We start from the raw sequence: 16,812 nt of genomic DNA on the forward strand, positions 1-16,812 counted from the left end.
TTTAATCTTGATAGTTTTATTAAATGAGGAATGAATGAAGAAAGTATTAGTCACCGGGGGCGCAGGCTATATCGGAAGTGTGTTGGTCAGATTGTTGCTGGCTCAGGATTATTCTGTGGTGGTGGTTGATAATTTGAGTTTTGGTGGTGAAAGCATCGTTGAGCTGTTGAATGATCCTCGCTTTACTTTCATTAAAGGCGATATTCGTGATGCTGCACTCATGGAAGAGGTATTAACAGGTATTGATTATGTCGCGCATTTAGCGGCGATAGTGGGCGATCCTGCTTGTGCGAAAGAACCAGAACTGACCAAATCCATCAATTTAGACGGCGCTAAACAGTTGTATGACATTGCGCAGAAAGTGGGAGTGAAACGGTTTATTTTTGCTTCCACATGCAGCAATTACGGCAAGATGGATGACGAAGCGGGTTATGTGAATGAAGAATCTCCGCTAGCTCCCGTGTCTTTATATGCTGAAACGAAGGTGGCGTTTGAACAATTTCTCCTGTCTCAAAAGGGATCTGGAACAGCCTGTATTCCCACCTGCTTACGTTTCTCTACAGTGTATGGTTTATCTCCACGCCTGCGTTTCGATTTAACCGTTAATGAATTCGCCAAAGAACTGGCTTTGGGCAGAGAGTTGGTGATCTTTGGCGAGCAATTCTGGCGTCCATACTGTCATGTCGTGGATTTGTCTCGCTCCGTTATTGAAGTGTTCAATGCGGAACAGGATAAAGTGGCGTTTGAAGTGTTTAATGTTGGCAATACCGAAGAAAACTATCAGAAGAAGATGATAGTCGATGAGATCTTGAAGTTTTTGCCCGACGCTAAAATCAAATACGTGCAAAGGCAGGAAGACCCTCGTGATTATCGAGTTAATTGCGACAAAATTGCTAATGTTCTGAATTTCAAAATAACCAAGACGGTGCCAGATGGTATCGAACAAATTCTGCAAGTGGTTAAAGATGGCTTTATCGTTAACCCGGACGATGGACGTTATAAAAACATATAACCTGAATTCAGGTTCAATCAGGCGTATAAAATATGAAAGTGTGTGTCGTCACGGGTACGCGAGCTGAATATGGCCTGTTTTACTGGCTGCTTAAAGCATTGGATGCCGATCCATTCTTTGAGTTAAAGCTTATTGTGACGGGCATGCACTTGTCCCCCGAGTTTGGCTCCACTTATAGAGAGATCGAAGCTGATGGCTTCATTATTCACGACAAAGTAGACATTCATCTATCAGGAGATTCTCCTGTCGATGTCTCAAAGTCTACTGGTTTAGCCTTGGCAGGAATCGCTGAAAGTTTCAGAAACTTGCAACCCGACCTGGTGATTTTATTAGGTGATCGGTTTGAAGCGTTAGGAGCCGCACAAGCCGCCATGTTTGCCAATATTCCCATTGCACATTTACACGGTGGAGAGGCGACTTTTGGCGCTATGGACGAGTCGATCCGACACGCTATTTCCAAGTTGTCGCATATTCATTTTCCTGCGACAGAGACTTACCGAAAGCGTTTAATTCAAATGGGAGAGCTGCCAGAAAACGTACATCATGTCGGAGCGTTAGGCGTTGAGTCTGCGACGAAAACTGAACGAATGAGCTTGAGTGAATTGGAGGCGTCTATTCAGTTTGATTTAGGCGAGCGCTTTTTTCTGGTGACTTATCACCCAGTGACGTTAGATGCAAAAGGGCAGCAAGAGGGAATGGAGTCTTTGTTGAATGCTCTGGATTGCTTTCCTGATGTGAAGGTGTTGCTAACTTTTCCCAATGCCGACACTTATGGTCGTCAGTTGATTAATAAGGTGAAGGAGTATGCGCAGAACAATCCGGAGCGAGTTTACTTGACCGAGTCCCTTGGGCGAGTTCGGTATTTAAGCGCGTTGGCTCATTGCGGTTGCGTGATTGGTAATTCATCCAGCGGCATTATTGAAGCGCCATCATTTAAGGTGGCGACGGTTAATATTGGCTCTCGCCAACAGGGGCGGGTATGTGCGAATTCAGTGCTTCACTGTGATAATACGCAGCACGATATTGAAAGTGCGATTAAAGAAGCTATGAAGTTAAGGGCCTCGGGCGAACTTTCGTCACTTCAAAACCCTTATGATGGTGGCAGCAGTAGCGAGAAAATTGTGTCGGTGCTTAAGTCTGTTTCATTGTCGAGTTTAACGAAAAAATATTTTTATGATTTGCCTTAAGCATTAATCAGGACTTGGAAGGTTTAAAAGAATGAGTACATTTATCATTGCAGAGGCGGGAGTTAATCACAATGGAGAGCTCGATAAAGCTTTGCGGTTGGTTGATGTGGCTGTTGAGGCTGGCGCTGATGCTGTGAAGTTTCAAACCTTTAAAGCGGAAAGCCTGGCAACGGATAAAGCAGGTAAAGCTGAATATCAGAAAAAGCTGACCGATAGTGAAGAAAGCCAGGTGGCGATGCTGAAAAAACTGGAATTGCCTCACGAATACCATTTCAAGTTAAAAGCATATTGTGAAGAGAAAAACATTGAGTTTATGTCGACGGCATTTGACTTCGGCAGCCTTCAATTCTTACTTGCTGAAATGGATTTGAAGCGTTTAAAAATTCCATCCGGTGAAATCACCAATCTGCCACTTATTTATGAACACGCGAAAAGCGGTTTGGATATCATCCTTTCAACAGGTATGGCGACAGTCGGTGAAATTGAGCAGGCATTGATGGTGATTGCAGGTGGGTATCTGGATAATCTGGGACGAAATATTCAGCAGAATTGGAAAACGGCTTATTTCGATGAAGGAGCCCGAACGTTATTAAAAAGTAAAGTGAGTTTGCTTCATTGCGTTTCCCAATATCCTGCTCCAGCAGAGTCGTTGAATTTAACCGCAATAAAGCGCTTACGTAAAACTTTTGGCTTGAATGCTGGGTATTCTGATCATTCTCTTGGTATTTGGGCACCGATTAGCGCAGTGACCATGGACGCGACCATTATTGAAAAACACTTTACGCTGGATAGGAATTTGCCAGGGCCTGATCATCAAGCGTCTCTTGAACCTCATGAACTAAAGCAAATGGTTGAGGCTATTCGTAATGTTGAAGCGGCTATTGGTGATGGCGTTAAGCGACCTGTTGCATCTGAGTTGGTGAATTTAGAACCTGTTCGAAAAAGCCTGGTGCTTGCAAAGCCGATTCGAAGAGGCGAGGTGATCACAGAACAGCACTTGGCGATTATGCGCCCAGGAACCGGAATGCCGCCTTCAAAGTATTGGGACATGATTGGAGCTACGGTCTCTCAAGATTATGAAGCTGGCGATTTTTTGTGTGAGTAATTTAAAATTTTATTGAGAATCAATGCAATACCGACCTGAAATTGATGGGCTGCGAGCGGTTTCGGTTATTCCCGTCATACTTTTTCATGCTGGCTTCCCGTTCATTTCTGGGGGATTTATTGGTGTTGATATCTTTTTTGTCATTAGCGGATATTTGATTACCTCAATTATTGCCAACGATGTTGAAAGAAACACATTCCGATTAACCGACTTCTACGAAAGAAGGGTAAGGCGTATTTTACCTGCCCTGTTTTTCATTATGGCTGTCACTGTGCCCCTAGCCTGGATGTGGTTGCCGCCGGATGAACTTAAAAACTACTCGCAAAGTTTAGTGGCAGTAAGCACCTTTTCTTCAAATATTCTGTTTTGGTTGGAGAGTGGATATTTCGACACGGTAGCAGAATTAAAGCCTTTGCTGCATACATGGAGCTTAGCGGTAGAAGAGCAATATTATATTGTTTTTCCTTTAATTATCATGGCGTTATGGAAGCTGAGTTCGCGGCTTTTTTTCGTGATGTTGGCAGCCACTTTTTGCCTTAGTTTGGGTTATGCGCACCTTTACTCATCACAGTTTCTATCCAGTTCTTTCTACTTGTTACCATTTCGAGCCTGGGAATTGTTAATGGGCGCGTTGGCTGCTTTTATGTTGCGAAACAAAAGCCATATTAAACTTCCCGGATCTGCAAATGAACTTCTCTCGATGTTGGGCATAGTGTGCATCGTTGGAAGCTTTTTCCTGTTTGAGGCAAGTACGCCTTCTCCGAGTTTATATACCCTTATCCCAACCTTGGGCGCTTTGGTTGTCATACTCTTTACGACTCCGGAAACGAGGGTTTCCCGATTGTTGTCCAGTAAAGTGTTTGTGTTGATTGGATTAATTAGCTATAGCGCTTATCTTTGGCATCAACCTCTATTTGTGTTTGCTCGTAGTTATAGTCTAGAGCCCCTTTCACTCGCCTTAATGTTGGCTATGTGCTTGCTGAGCTTGGTGCTCGCTTTTGTGACCTGGAAATGGATAGAAACACCATTTAGAAGCAAAGAAAAGATAAAGGCTTCTGTTCTGTATATTGTTTGTTCTGTGTTTGTGTTCTTGTTTATCGCCATGGGTTTATACGGGCATTTTAAGGTTAAGCCAACGACGGAAATCCAGCTCGATTCAGAAATTATAGCGATACCCAAGGCGTTTATGGGAATACAGCATGAGGGTCGAAACTGTAGTTTCCCTGATATTGCAAAGGGAGAGGTCTGTGAATTAAAAGGAGATATTGACGCGCCTGAACGAACCGTGTTTGTTCTGGGGGATAGCTTATCCAGAGTGCTCAGTGAAGCAGTTTACGAAAGAAAGCAGATGTATTCAACCATGGTCGATTTGTCTTCCAGTGGTTGCCCTTTCTTGATGGGCTTATCCATCTATGTGGGTCGAAGTAGCTCTGACAGATGTACGCCTGAATATCAGCAGCAAAGGCTTGACTATATTGCTCAGCATCCTTCTCAACATAAAATCGTTGTACTGAGTGGACGATGGTTAGTGGCTTTTATGGAAGATAGCTTTGACAACACATTAGGTGGTGTTAGCTATGACCAGAATATTGTTGCTACCAAGCGGCTTGGCGCCAGTGACGAAGAGATTCAACAGGATTTCTTTGAATCATTTGAGCGTTCTTTGGCGGCGTTAACGGATGTGGTGGAGCAGGTTGTCATTATTATTCCCGGATATTCAAATGGATGGGATCCTGTTGCAAGAGCCGTGCGTATTGCCAAGCGTTTTGATGATTCCCAATCCCTGTTTGAGCATTTAGAAATTCCTCTTTCGGCAGTCGATAACAGAACGGCTGTTTTTGAACAATACATCCAGTCACATATTCAGGGGTTAGATAAAGTCTCGGTGATTAATACTAAAGACGTTACCTGTGACCGCAATAAGGGCGTTTGCTATGGCGGGAAGGATGGTCAGTTTTATTTTACGGATGATTTGCACCCATCTTTGTACATTAACCGAATTTTGGTCGAGCTTATGTATAAAGCTCTGGTTAATTAAAGCGTTGTGAAAATTAGCTCTTGGTTTTGTTATGGTTGAATTTTTAGTCTATCCTCATCGTTTGGCTTGACGCTTAAGTGAGAAACGAAAAATGTTGCCACGAAATAAGATGCTGAGTAATCCAGTGACTGGTCGTCGGATTATTGCTGATGAGTTAGATGCTGCGCGCTTGGTGAAAAGTCCGACAGTGACAGGAAGAGAAAGATTGGATGCATCCAGAGTTATGGGGCGCGGCGACAAATTATTTCATCCATCGGGTCGTCTCATTCGGGGACAAGCGGAAGCCACTGACATTATGACGAGGGCATATTCAGCGTCAGGTTCTGAATTGCATGCAATGGCAAGAGATCACGAATTGGATATGAACTTATTGCATGGCAACACTCCGCATTCCGTATTAAGAGATCATGCCCAGCTTCTATATACTGCTGCTCGACATGATCCTAATACTCGTATTCAAACGCCTTTAGTTAAAAGTGGTGATCCTGATTTAAGCTCTACTCCCTACAATCCAACTAACCGAGGTGGGGGATTTATTGCAGAGGAAGTTCGAACTTCGGTATCAAAAGGAGCGATGAAAAAATGGGAGAATAAGGGCAAGAAAGGGCCACAACCTCAACCAGAGACAAGGCCAACTGGCAGGGATATTGAATTTCACCCACCGGCTCCGGGAGCTCTGCATAATCCAGGACAATTTGGACAGCTAAAAGGTTCATATTATCGTCCGGCTACCCAACCTGGTCAGAAAAAGACGAGAGAACGTACATTGAGCGTTGGTTCTGCAAATTTGGATCTTACGGGGCACAAATTGTAGTGAAAATGGCTTGTAATACTTCCAGATAAATAAAATTGGTTTAGCTTTCCTGCTCACATCGCTTGCTGTTTGCGTTAGAATGTTGCGCGACAGATTTTGAGGAAGTGTCATGATAAATAGAACAACTCTGCTTGCGATGGTTTCCTGCGCTCTATTGGCTGCTTGTAACCCGCAAACAAAACAAACGACAGAATCGGCTACAGAGCCAAAATCCCAAACAACGGCGACTCAGTCCAAAGATATTCAATCGGGTAAGGACTATCATTCCTACGGTAATCCGGAACAAGTTAAAGTCACTCACATCAATTTAGACTTAAATGTTGATTTTGATGCCAAAGTGATGAGCGGCACTGCGGAGCTGCAATATGAAAAAGTAGCATCTGATGCAGATAAATTGATTGTTGATACTCGTGATTTAACTATTAACAGCATCACTGCCAATGGTGAAGCCGTACCATTTACCTTGCGTGAAACGGAATCTCACATGGGTGCAGCGTTGGAAATTATGCTGCCAGCAAAAGGCAACAGCGTGACCATTGATTACGCTACCAGCCCCAATGCATCGGGCGTACAGTGGTTAACTCCAGCACAAACGGCGGGTAAAAAACATCCTTTCCTGTTTACTCAAGCTCAGGCTACACATGCGCGTAGCTTCATTCCATTGCAGGATTCTCCTAAAGTGCGCGTCACTTACAATGCCACTATTCATACGCCAAAAGAATTGCTGGCTGTGATGAGTGCCGCGAATGATCCAACGACACCTCGCGATGGTGAGTACAACTTCACCATGCCGCAACCTATCCCTTCTTATTTAATCGCGTTAGGTGTGGGTGATTTGCAATTCCAAGCCATGGGTGAGCGTACTGGTGTTTATGCTGAACCTTCCATGTTGCAAGCTGCTGCGAAAGAGTTTGAAGATACGGAATCCATGTTGATTGCCACCGAGAAAACCTATGGTGCTTATAGCTGGGATCGTTACGATTTATTGATTTTGCCACCTTCATTTCCTTTCGGTGGTATGGAGAATCCGCGTTTAAGCTTTATCACTCCTACCGTGATTGCAGGTGACAAGTCTTTGGTTTCTTTGATTGCTCATGAGTTGGCACATAGTTGGTCTGGCAACACGGTAACCAATGCAACCTGGCGTGACTTGTGGTTGAACGAAGGTTTTACCACGTATTTGACTTACCGCATTATGGAAATCGTTTATGGCACAGAGCGCTATGATCAGGAATCTGTTCTTGGATATCAGGATCTACAGGAAGATGTCGCTGCATTGCCTGAGAAAGATGAAATTCTGGCCATTGATTTGCGTGGACGTGATCCAGACGATGTTTTTTCTGATATTCCTTACGAGAAAGGGGCGTTGTTCCTGCGTGAAATCGAGCAATCAATCGGACGTGATAATTTCGATGCTTTCCTGAAGCAATACTTTAAACATTTTGCCTTCCAAAGTATTACAACGGATCAGTTTATTGCTTACTTGCAAGAGACGTTGTTGCAGCAATATCCAGACAAGCTCAATATGGCTCGTATTAATCAATGGGTGTTTGAGCCGGGCATTCCAGAAGGCGCGCCAGAACCACAATCCAATGCATTCGTGATCGTTGATGACGCACGTAATGCATGGTTGCAAGGTAAGCTGGCTGCGGCAGATATTGATACGTCTGGCTGGACTGTTCACCAGTGGCTGTATTTCCTGAATAACATGCCTGAAAAGCTGACAACCGAACAAATGCAAAAACTGGATGCTGCGTTCATGTTGACTCAATCGACCAACAATGAGATCGCTCATGCCTGGTTAATGCATGTTGTACATAGTTGGTATGAACCCGCATTACCACGCCTGCACAACTATCTGGTTAGCATTGGTCGTAACAAGTTAGTGAAGCCGCTATATCGTGAGTTGTCTAAAACTGAACAAGGCAAAGCCTTGGCTCAAAAGGCTTTCGAGCAGGCCAAGTCGGGCTACCATCCGCTAACAGTTAAAGCCAATGAAGACTTTGTTCAATAATCGTTTTTTTAAGGATTGGTTGAACTAAGCACAAATATAACGGGGCTGAATGAGTAACTCTATTAGTCCCGTTTTTACATGCCATTTGGGTCTCTTGAACAGTGCGTTTAATGTGAATAGAAAAGAGGGAGTTTAGATATGAGTAATATTAAATATTCAGATCATGTTGATGTGCTTTTGGCACTGGTCACCAACCTGGCAATGACTGACAAGGCGAGCCTTACGCCGAGAAGGTTGGCTAAATACCTAAATCTGGAAGAGCAAGAAGTGTGTACTGTTTTGGATGGGTTTCCAGGGCTATTCAGAAAATCCAGAGTCAAAGAGAAGAATCCACCCGAAGGCAAGGTGGCTCAGCATTTTTATACATTACAAATTCGTTATAGCCGACGTTATCTGGAACTGAATGGTGATGACGATGACCCAAATCCGCAAGAGCCTCTGAGCGCAGAACTGTTTAATTCTTTGGTGCGATTTATTTCTGAACAAGTAAATTTAGAGCATGAAAATGATCGATTAACCAAAGAACTATCAGCCGCACATGAGAGATTCAGTAAGCAACTGGCTGAGCAGGAAAAGAGTTTAAAAGCATCTATTGATGCCCAAAACAATATGCTTAAAACCAAACTTGAAAGCGATAATGTGACCTTGAAGGTTCAGAGCCGGGTGTCAATTGCTGTTGCGTTAATTGCTGCCGTCGCTGCGGTGTTTGCTGCGATTAAATAATCAAGCGTGTTATTTCTTTATAAAGACCTTGTAAGCGACAAGTGTTTGGGCTTCAGGGTCATACTGGCATTGGCTTGAATAACAAAAGCCTTTAATTCGGCTTTTTATGATTGGTGGAGCAACACTGATTAAACGAGCGGTGTTATGCGCGCTTTCGTATTCTTGTTTTGATAACTTTCTTACTGCTAGCCAATGTTGTTTGTTCTCTATGACATTCCAACAATCTGTAGTCGAGTTGAGTAATGCTTTTTCATAGAGGTCGGTGATAAACGTTGGTAAGGCAAATGGTTTAATTGGGGGGGCGGCAACTTCGGGCTTACTTCTTAGCCGCTGAATTTCGGGAAGAATATCGTCTTCCCATGCTAGTGTAATTGCATCTATTGGCAATTTGGAATGCTGGTATGACGGGCTCTTCATCTCTTCATCTGCAATGAGCAAACTTGATCTGGAACTCATATAAGGCAGTTGGCTTAGCAGTGATATCAATTGTTCGTGAGTAGTGATTTCCGCTGCTTGTTGTGAATTATTCAATTCAATGTAGCTAATTATTAATTGCCTAATCGTTGGTGAATATTTGCGTTTGGGCAAGTAGTTATCTTGCAAATAAATGGGTTCTGAATGGAATTCCGCTTTTGCAATCCATGCGAGAAGCGCATTTTGAAAAGGAGGAATTTGAGTCGTATTCGCTTGAATACGAAAAGCAAATTGGTTGGTACTATTCAGCTCACTGATCAACGCAAGCAAGGTACAGGAATGCTCATTTGCCAGTTGTATCAGTAACTCTTCATTGGCATGTAAAAAGGCAAAGCAATCTTGAGGTAGCCACCAGCTAAATACGCTGTTGTCAGAATGGTTTTCATGTAAATAGTCTGGCTCGATGGGTCTTATAATGTGTCGTACAGAGCGGTGTTGCTTTAGATTTTCTACAGAAATATTAGCAAGCACACACTTACTTATAGTTTCTTGTGATATATCACCTGTTGTTAAAAGTATGGTGTTTGCTGGCTGATAATAGTTGCTAAAGTAAGCCTTGATATTATCCAGCTTAATGTGAGCCAGAGTATCGCTAAAACCGCCGGAATGATTAATGCGATCCGGTGAGTGATCGCCACGAATAATGGCAGACCAATCTCGGTAATGTTGGTTTTCCGCTAATTGCTCAAAACCGCTTAGTTCACGAAATATCACGCCTTGTTTTGTACTTCCGAAATGAAATACTTCTTCATGTAAATCCTGTTCTGAATACTCCGTCTGCCATAGGCCAGAGGACAGATAATCCAACGCGAGAAGAAAGTGTTCCTGATTCGTTGATTCAATATGGAAGAGCGTGATGTTAGACAATGTGGAAGCATTAATTTTAATGCCCAACAAGTTGCTTAACTGAAATAAGGTCGCAGGGTTTGGATACTTTAGACTTCTTCGGAAAACCAGATGTTCACAGGCATGTGCGAGGCCAGAGTCGTCAAAACTGGGTGTACGTAGGCCAAATACGGCACTAAACCCAGTGCTTGTCGCGTCTTCACTATGCAGATGGATGAATCCTGATTCATGTTCAATTTTTTGAAATGTGGTTTGAGGATTTATCACGCTAATGCACTTCAATTCAGGCCAATCAGTATCTTAAGGCGATTTATAGCTTAACACGCAGGATATCTCGATCAGTAAAGCCATGCTTTTTGTCTCGAGGTATTAACTCGTGAGAAGTAAAGCCTTGCAAAGCTTTTTCTCTGGCTCTTTCTATCAGGTGGTGATGTTCTGACTTCCCACAAACCGGGTCGGCATTATTCATGTCGCCAGTGAGCATGTAAGCCTGACAGCGACAGCCGCCGAAATCTTTCTCTTTTTCATCGCAACTACGGCAAGGTTCAGGCATCCAGTCAGTGCCGCGAAACTGGTTCATGGCATCGGAATAATGCCATATCTCTTCCAGTGAATGAGTTTTCACATTGGGAAAATCCAGCGGCAGCATTTTAGCGCTGTGACAGGGTAAGGCCGTGCCATCAGGTGCAATATTAAGAAAGGTAGTGGCCCAACCGTTCATGCACGCTTTTGGACGCTCTTCATAATAATCGGGCGTAACAAAAATAAACTTGGGTTGTTGTTTACCTGTTCTTAGTTGCTCTGAGCGAAACTGATTAACGTAGTTCTCGGCAGTGTCTATCTCAGCTTTTGTAGGCATTAAGTGTTGGCGATTCAGATATGCCCAACCGTAATATTGCACTGTGGCCAGCTCCACATAATCGGCATTCAGTTGGCAGCTTAACTCCATAATTTCAGGTAGCTGGTGGATGTTTTGTTTGGTGATGACAAAGTTAAGCACCATGGGGTAGCCTTCGGCTTTGATCTTCTGTGCCATTTTCAGTTTTTGCTGATAAGCACTGCCTCGGCCTGCAATGGTGTCGTTGAGATCCGGGTCGGCAGACTGAAAACTGACCTGAATATGATCCAGTCCGGCTTGTTTCAGCTTTTCAATGCGCTTTTCGGTTAAGCCGATGCCTGAGGTGATCAGGTTAGAGTAAAAACCGATAGAACGAGCATGGGTAGCAATGGTTTCTAAATCTTTTCGAAGTAAGGGCTCACCACCAGATAAACCGAGCTGTACTGCACCCAAGTCTCTCGCTTGTGATAACACCGACAGCCACTGTTCCGTGGACAGTTCATCTTGCCTGCTACCTAAATCCAGAGGGTTAGAGCAATAGGGACACTTTAACGGGCAGTCGTAGGTAAGCTCTGCCAGTAGCCATAATGGTAAGTGTTTGGATTTTGCTTGAGAGGTGCTACTCATACTGAACCCATTGCTTTTCTTGAGCTATGGCAAGAAACTCCATGACTTGTTCGCCTAATTCGCCCGCCTCGGGATACTTGGCTTGCAGTTCTGCAATGATGTCTTCGTGAGTACGCTGTCCATCGACCATATTCATGATCTCCCCGGCGCTGCCGTTTAGCTTGATCATGCCTTCAGGAAAGAGTAACACAAAGCATTCTTGTGCTTTTTCATATTGCAGACGAAAGTGAGGGTTCAAGCTGGGAATGGAAGCGTTCTTATTGATAGTGTTGCTCATGAAGATATCCAGTGCTTATAGGTTCAGGTTACGGTGATAAACCGGTTCGTCAGTAATATTGCCATAAGGGGCATAGCCCAGTTCGTAGGCCATAAGAATGGCATCTGAAATGACCCACAATACGTCCAGTTTAAACTGCAAAATATTGAGTGCGCGTTGTTGCTGTTCGTGAGTGACAAAATGATCCAGCGTTACTTGCAAACCATGTTCGACATCGCGACGAGCTTCACTTAAGCGCTTCTGAAAATACGCTAACCCGGAAGAGGCTATCCAGGGATAATGCTCAGGCCAGGAATTCAGCCGACTTTGATGAATATTGGGCGCAAACAGTTCCGTGAGTGATGAACAGACCGCTTCTTGCCAGGATGCTGTTCTGGCAAAGTTCACATAGGCATCAACGGCAAAGCGAACGGCGGGAAGCACGTAGGTTTCGGCTAATAAGTCTTCTCGACTCAGCCCTACGGCTTCACCTAATTGCAGCCATTTTTCCACTCCGCCTGCGGACGGTGAACCGTCGGAATTAAGCATGCCGTCCTGATCGATAATGCGTTGCATCCACTCTTGTCTTACCGCTCTGTCTCGGCAATTAGCCATAATGGCTGCGTCTTTCATGGGAATGCAAGCGTGATAATAAAAGCGGTTTGCTACCCAGCCCTGAATTTGTTTTTTACTACATTCGCCATTGTGCATCTTTTTATGCAGCGGGTGATGAATATGGTAGAACTGGCCTTTGGCAATGAGCTGGGCGCGAAATTCGTCTTTGGAAAGTCCAGATGTCATAGGCAACAACCTCTATTCTATGCACTTCAATAAAGTTAGATATTAAACACCATGCCGTCTTTAGCGACGACAATATCCCGTTCTTTGAGGAATAAATGTTCTTTGGAAGTTTCATCAAGAATGGGGTTGGTGTTGTTGATATGTATCAGTATTTTGTGTTTCAGGTTAAATTTTTCCAATAGGCTGACTACGCCCGTGTCGCCACCTACGGAAATATGACCCATGTCTTTGCCGGTTTTCTCACTAAACCCGTGATTGATCATTTCATCGTCTGTCCACAGCGTGGCATCTAAAATGGCGCAATCCACTTCGGCAAGAGAGGCTTCGACATCGTCGTTGGTTTCCACAATGCCTGGCGCATAAAACACGGAGTGGCCAGTATTGTCATCGACGATCTTCAAGCCGATGTTATTGCCGGGGACGGGTTTGTCTCTGTAGGGCGAATAGGGCGGTGCATTGGAGTACAAGGGAACCGGATAAAAGGTGAGTTCTGGCACTTTCTCAACTTTGAATGGCGCAGGAAGGTGATTGTTTCCGGCTGCATCAATGTTGATGGTTTTTCTTTGATAACCGCCGTGCCAATGCTTCATCACAGGAAAAATGGGTAAGCTTTGGCTGAGATCTTCAAAGACGATGTCGGTGCAATACACATCAAGTGGTAAGCCTTCACGCATGATCATCAAGCCTAATGTATGGTCAATTTGGCTGTCGGTGAGGATCACACCTTTAATGTTCGTGCCTCGACTAATCGTGCTTCCATCTCTGCTGTTATCACGGCTTTTTCCGCAATTAGGCCACAGTTGCGGCGATTGATTAATTTGTTGACGAAGGTCGGGAGAGGCGTTGATTAAAACCCAGTCTTTTCCGTTTGGGCTAACCGCGAGAGATGATTGGGTGCGTTCAGTGACGTGAGGAGAACCTTCTCGAACGGCTTTGCAATTATGACAATGACAATTCCATTGTGGCACACCGCCACCAGCTCCGGAGCCTAATACTAATACTTCCACTGCGAGATCCTAATGTCGTGATTGGATGACAATATTGCTTACCCAGAATTCAGTTTATTCCGAACAGGTTACAGATAAAAAAATCCCCCACGATGACAATTGGCGTGAGGGATGTTTTCTTCTGCGTTTCTATATTAGCGATTGCTGATATATAGCGTTACTTCGAAACCTAAACGCATTTCTTCGAAATCAGGTTTAACCCACATAACGTTCTCCTAAATAAAATAAACAAAAGGCCAGATAAATTAAAAGGCGACAAATAAAACGATTCAATATTGAGCATCATTATTACCAGAAGTAGCGATGCTTGAGAAATATTCAACCCAAAAAAAGTGTAAATTTTCTCTACAAGTTTGATGAGGGCTGCGAGATGATTGAGTAGAAGAACTGCTATCAATCACCCTGAAAGTATTCAGTATGGGTAAAATTATCACACGCACATCAATAAGTAAAAGACGAAGTAAAAAACTTCTCCAACTATATCAGCGTTAATATCTCTCAGATTTCATACCTCTGCTTTCACGCATCTACTTTCATCGCGCTCAATGAAAAATCCTTTCTCTTTCAGAATTATGTGAACTGCTTCACGGGTTTTTTCGATATGTGAAACAGGTCACAGTCTTGCGGGTACTTTTCTTTCAATACGTAACTATTATTACCCACCAGCTTGTTGAACGTTTTAGTACGGCAAGTGCAGGTCGCGAGGTGTGACTTTATACATGTCTTAATTTAACCAGTGATGGAGATTCACTATGTTTACTCAAAATGATTTTGGAAAATGGCAAGGTGTTGTAAAACGTTTGTGTGTGGGCGCAATGTTTACAGCCGTTTCCAGCGTGGCTTTTGCCACAGGTTCCGTCGACCAAAGCTTTGGTAACGGCGGTGTGGCAAAAATAACGCTACCGAATGGCGGCTCAGACATTACCGACGCTGTGATGTTGCCAGATGATCGTATGATTATTGGTGGCTCAGGGTTTAACGGTCAGAATTCCCTGTCTTTTGTCCGATACTTGAATAATGGTGCTTTAGATACCTCCTTTGGCGGTGGTAATGGTTATGTAACCTATAGCCCGCCAGATGTACCAGTGACAGTGGTCGAAGGTTTTTCTGTTGATGCTGATCTGAACCTGTATGCTGTGGGGCATGGTGGAACGAGTTCAAATGATGCTTATATATATAAATTAGACAGTAAAGGCTTTATTGATACCAGCTTCGCCAATGCGGGAATGTATTTGCATTCCACACATCCCAGATTACCAGCAAATACCGATACTGTATTTACTGCTGTTGCGGTGCAGCCTGATGGCAAAGTGGTTGTTGTCGGGAAATCACAAAGCTTCAATGTTGGTTCATTCTTGTTACGTTTAAACCCAAATGGAACCCCTGATATCAGTTTCGGCTTAATGGGTGATGGCTTGGTGTTGGTTGGGCAACTACCGATTACACCTTCTACTATTAGTTCCACTAACCTTGGTTCTGTAAAAGTGCTTGATAGCGGAGAAATCGTTGTTGGCGGCTTTGTTCAAAATGCGGGGTGGGGCAGTTTTGTTTCTCGATATACCTCTAATGGCGTATTAGACACCACCTTTAATGGCACAGGTGTGAATATGATTGTCAACGGTGGTTGGGCTGCTGACTGGGCCGGATTTATTGAAGTTGATCGCCTTGGGCAAACCTATTTGTTATCAAGGGTAACGCTAAGCGGCTATTTTGATCGTTGTGTGGTGACCAAGTTTGGCAAAAACGGTCAAATGGATGCCAGCTGGGGAACTAACGGTCAAACATGGCTTATACCTCCGACCGGGGAACACTATAACTGTGGTTCATTAGCGCAATCCTCTGAGGGTGGTTTGGCGATTGCTATCCAAGGTCATCATCCTCTAGGAGGTACTTATAATGGCCCAGCTATTGTCGCTCGCCTGGATAGCTCGGGTAATCTGGATCACAATTTCGGAACTCAAGGCGTGGTAACTGTATGGACGCCGTACATTGTAAACAGCACCTACCTTGCAGGCTTGTTTAACCATACGTTTGTTGAGCCCCAGTCTGATGGCAGTCTGGTTTGGGCTATTGGCGAGTATCAAATGAATGGCGTGGGTTATACGCTAGGACGCTTGAATGATTCCGCTAATCGCTTCGCTGTTGCGCCAGTTTCAGGGTTTGTGGATAAAGGCATGCAACCCGCTTATTCATGGGTTTCTTCCAATATTATTCAGGTTCAGAATCTGAACAATAACGTGGCGATTAAGGTTCAGATTGATAATGGCGAATATTCTATCAACGGCGCACCCTATACATCAGCACCGGGATGGATATTCAATAACGATTTGATTAACGTGCGCAATCAAACTGGCGCGTCCCCGGGGTTTGTGGCAACCACTACATTAACCTTGGGCGGTGATCACGATCGTAAAAATGCGGGATTGATTCGCGGTGTGCAAATGGAGTTGGAATTCCTGATTTCCACCGACCCGATTACTATTGACCCAATCGACCCCGAGCCAGGCCCGCTAGAGCCGTTTACACCGTAAAGATTGATATTTTTTAATTACTTGAACAAAAGCTGCTCCTTCAACCGAGCGGCTTTTTTTATTTATAACGGCAGTGCAGGTAGCTCTGTTCGACACAATCGTGTGAAGGAGTTAGCAACTGAGGTGACAGAAAATCCTAAAAATAGAATATTTAAAATGGATATTTTTGTGGTCTTTTTTTGTTCTTCGGGTGAAATTTATTCCGTATTTTTGTACTAATTTTTCCCGTAAAAGACGTATTTGTGTTTCTTTTTGCTCGATATCTTAGGGGGTTCCAAATATATATAGGTAGGAACATACAGTGTATTTAATAGTCCCCAACTTATTAGCAGTTATTTGTTATTTTTTTTCTATTGGAGCATTCGCATCTTCCGCGAACCCAAATGTAGCTCATATTGAGACATCTCAGGCGAAACAGATTGAGCAATCAAAACAACTCCGAAGCGCTGCCTTTAAGCGTTATGGACAGAGGCACGGGCGAAAAAACAAACCGTACCCTAAAGAGAAAGCAGCGGTAGACTCTTTACATACCGCTCTGG

General features: G+C 43.9%; 14 protein-coding genes. 8 read left to right on the top strand and 6 right to left on the bottom strand.

All coding sequences use genetic code 11. The features are described from left to right. Positions 1-34 precede the first annotated feature (34 nt). From KIH87_RS01915 to KIH87_RS01945, 7 genes are all read left to right on the top strand, one after another. Positions 35-1,012: an NAD-dependent epimerase/dehydratase family protein gene (locus KIH87_RS01915; RefSeq protein ID WP_232359855.1), complete on the top strand. Its 978-nt coding sequence runs from the start codon at positions 35-37 to the stop codon at positions 1,010-1,012. 32 nt (positions 1,013-1,044) lie between these two features. Beyond that, entirely contained in the window at positions 1,045-2,199 is a 1,155-nt protein-coding gene (gene neuC, locus KIH87_RS01920) for a UDP-N-acetylglucosamine 2-epimerase (RefSeq protein WP_232359856.1), read from the top strand. A gap of 31 nt (positions 2,200-2,230) precedes the next feature. Next, on the top strand, positions 2,231-3,304 hold the full coding sequence (neuB, locus tag KIH87_RS01925; RefSeq protein WP_232359857.1) for an N-acetylneuraminate synthase: 1,074 nt from the start codon (positions 2,231-2,233) through the stop codon (positions 3,302-3,304). Positions 3,305-3,326: 22 nt separating this feature from the next. Further along, positions 3,327-5,342 (top strand): acyltransferase family protein, encoded by a 2,016-nt coding sequence (locus tag KIH87_RS01930; RefSeq protein WP_232359858.1) that lies wholly within the window; start codon positions 3,327-3,329, stop codon positions 5,340-5,342. A gap of 109 nt (positions 5,343-5,451) precedes the next feature. Further along, positions 5,452-6,156 carry a hypothetical protein gene (locus KIH87_RS01935; RefSeq protein WP_232359859.1) on the top strand — a complete coding sequence of 235 codons (705 nt, stop codon included), beginning with the start codon at positions 5,452-5,454 and terminating at the stop codon, positions 6,154-6,156. Positions 6,157-6,265: 109 nt separating this feature from the next. Then, positions 6,266-8,170 carry a M1 family metallopeptidase gene (locus KIH87_RS01940; protein ID WP_408635781.1) on the top strand — a complete coding sequence of 635 codons (1,905 nt, stop codon included), beginning with the start codon at positions 6,266-6,268 and terminating at the stop codon, positions 8,168-8,170. A gap of 138 nt (positions 8,171-8,308) precedes the next feature. Next, positions 8,309-8,893 carry a hypothetical protein gene (locus KIH87_RS01945; RefSeq protein WP_232359860.1) on the top strand — a complete coding sequence of 195 codons (585 nt, stop codon included), beginning with the start codon at positions 8,309-8,311 and terminating at the stop codon, positions 8,891-8,893. Between the two features lie 9 nt (positions 8,894-8,902). Here KIH87_RS01945 and KIH87_RS01950 read toward each other — a convergent pair whose 3' ends face one another. The 6 genes from KIH87_RS01950 to pqqA all read right to left on the bottom strand — a co-directional run bounded on the left by KIH87_RS01950 (position 8,903) and on the right by pqqA (position 13,948). Further along, positions 8,903-10,480 (bottom strand): insulinase family protein, encoded by a 1,578-nt coding sequence (locus tag KIH87_RS01950; protein WP_232359861.1) that lies wholly within the window; start codon positions 10,478-10,480, stop codon positions 8,903-8,905. Between the two features lie 43 nt (positions 10,481-10,523). Further along, complete coding sequence (gene pqqE / locus KIH87_RS01955; protein WP_232359862.1) at positions 10,524-11,678, bottom strand: pyrroloquinoline quinone biosynthesis protein PqqE; 1,155 nt, start codon at positions 11,676-11,678, stop codon at positions 10,524-10,526. Next, complete coding sequence (gene pqqD / locus KIH87_RS01960; protein ID WP_232359863.1) at positions 11,671-11,955, bottom strand: pyrroloquinoline quinone biosynthesis peptide chaperone PqqD; 285 nt, start codon at positions 11,953-11,955, stop codon at positions 11,671-11,673. The genes pqqE and pqqD overlap by 8 nt, the downstream gene beginning before the upstream one ends. A 15-nt stretch (positions 11,956-11,970) precedes the next feature. Next, complete coding sequence (pqqC, locus tag KIH87_RS01965; protein ID WP_232359864.1) at positions 11,971-12,735, bottom strand: pyrroloquinoline-quinone synthase PqqC; 765 nt, start codon at positions 12,733-12,735, stop codon at positions 11,971-11,973. A 35-nt stretch (positions 12,736-12,770) separates the two neighbouring features. After that, a complete protein-coding gene (pqqB, locus tag KIH87_RS01970; RefSeq protein WP_232359865.1) occupies positions 12,771-13,742 on the bottom strand; it encodes a pyrroloquinoline quinone biosynthesis protein PqqB in 972 nt (323 codons plus the stop codon). A 134-nt stretch (positions 13,743-13,876) separates the two neighbouring features. Further along, entirely contained in the window at positions 13,877-13,948 is a 72-nt protein-coding gene (pqqA, locus tag KIH87_RS19450) for a pyrroloquinoline quinone precursor peptide PqqA (protein WP_332460736.1), read from the bottom strand. A gap of 546 nt (positions 13,949-14,494) precedes the next feature. Here pqqA and KIH87_RS01975 point away from each other — a divergent pair. Beyond that, a complete protein-coding gene (locus KIH87_RS01975) occupies positions 14,495-16,273 on the top strand; it encodes an NHL repeat-containing protein (RefSeq protein ID WP_232359866.1) in 1,779 nt (592 codons plus the stop codon). Positions 16,274-16,812 lie beyond the last annotated feature (539 nt).

It is taken from the genome of Paraneptunicella aestuarii, assembly GCF_019900845.1.
GTDB lineage: Bacteria > Pseudomonadota > Gammaproteobacteria > Enterobacterales > Alteromonadaceae > Paraneptunicella > Paraneptunicella aestuarii.

Bases quoted from the DNA above. Each gene is read 5' to 3' on its own strand.
- KIH87_RS01915 (WP_232359855.1), top strand. From the start codon at position 35: ATGAAGAAAGTATTAGTCACCGGGGGCGCAGGCTATATCGGAAGTGTG.
- neuC (WP_232359856.1), top strand. From the start codon at position 1,045: ATGAAAGTGTGTGTCGTCACGGGTACGCGAGCTGAATATGGCCTGTTT.
- neuB (WP_232359857.1), top strand. From the start codon at position 2,231: ATGAGTACATTTATCATTGCAGAGGCGGGAGTTAATCACAATGGAGAG.
- KIH87_RS01930 (WP_232359858.1), top strand. From the start codon at position 3,327: ATGCAATACCGACCTGAAATTGATGGGCTGCGAGCGGTTTCGGTTATT.
- KIH87_RS01935 (WP_232359859.1), top strand. From the start codon at position 5,452: ATGCTGAGTAATCCAGTGACTGGTCGTCGGATTATTGCTGATGAGTTA.
- KIH87_RS01940 (WP_408635781.1), top strand. From the start codon at position 6,266: ATGATAAATAGAACAACTCTGCTTGCGATGGTTTCCTGCGCTCTATTG.
- KIH87_RS01945 (WP_232359860.1), top strand. From the start codon at position 8,309: ATGAGTAATATTAAATATTCAGATCATGTTGATGTGCTTTTGGCACTG.
- pqqE (WP_232359862.1), bottom strand. From the start codon at position 11,678: ATGAGTAGCACCTCTCAAGCAAAATCCAAACACTTACCATTATGGCTA.
- pqqD (WP_232359863.1), bottom strand. From the start codon at position 11,955: ATGAGCAACACTATCAATAAGAACGCTTCCATTCCCAGCTTGAACCCT.
- pqqC (WP_232359864.1), bottom strand. From the start codon at position 12,735: ATGACATCTGGACTTTCCAAAGACGAATTTCGCGCCCAGCTCATTGCC.
- KIH87_RS01975 (WP_232359866.1), top strand. From the start codon at position 14,495: ATGTTTACTCAAAATGATTTTGGAAAATGGCAAGGTGTTGTAAAACGT.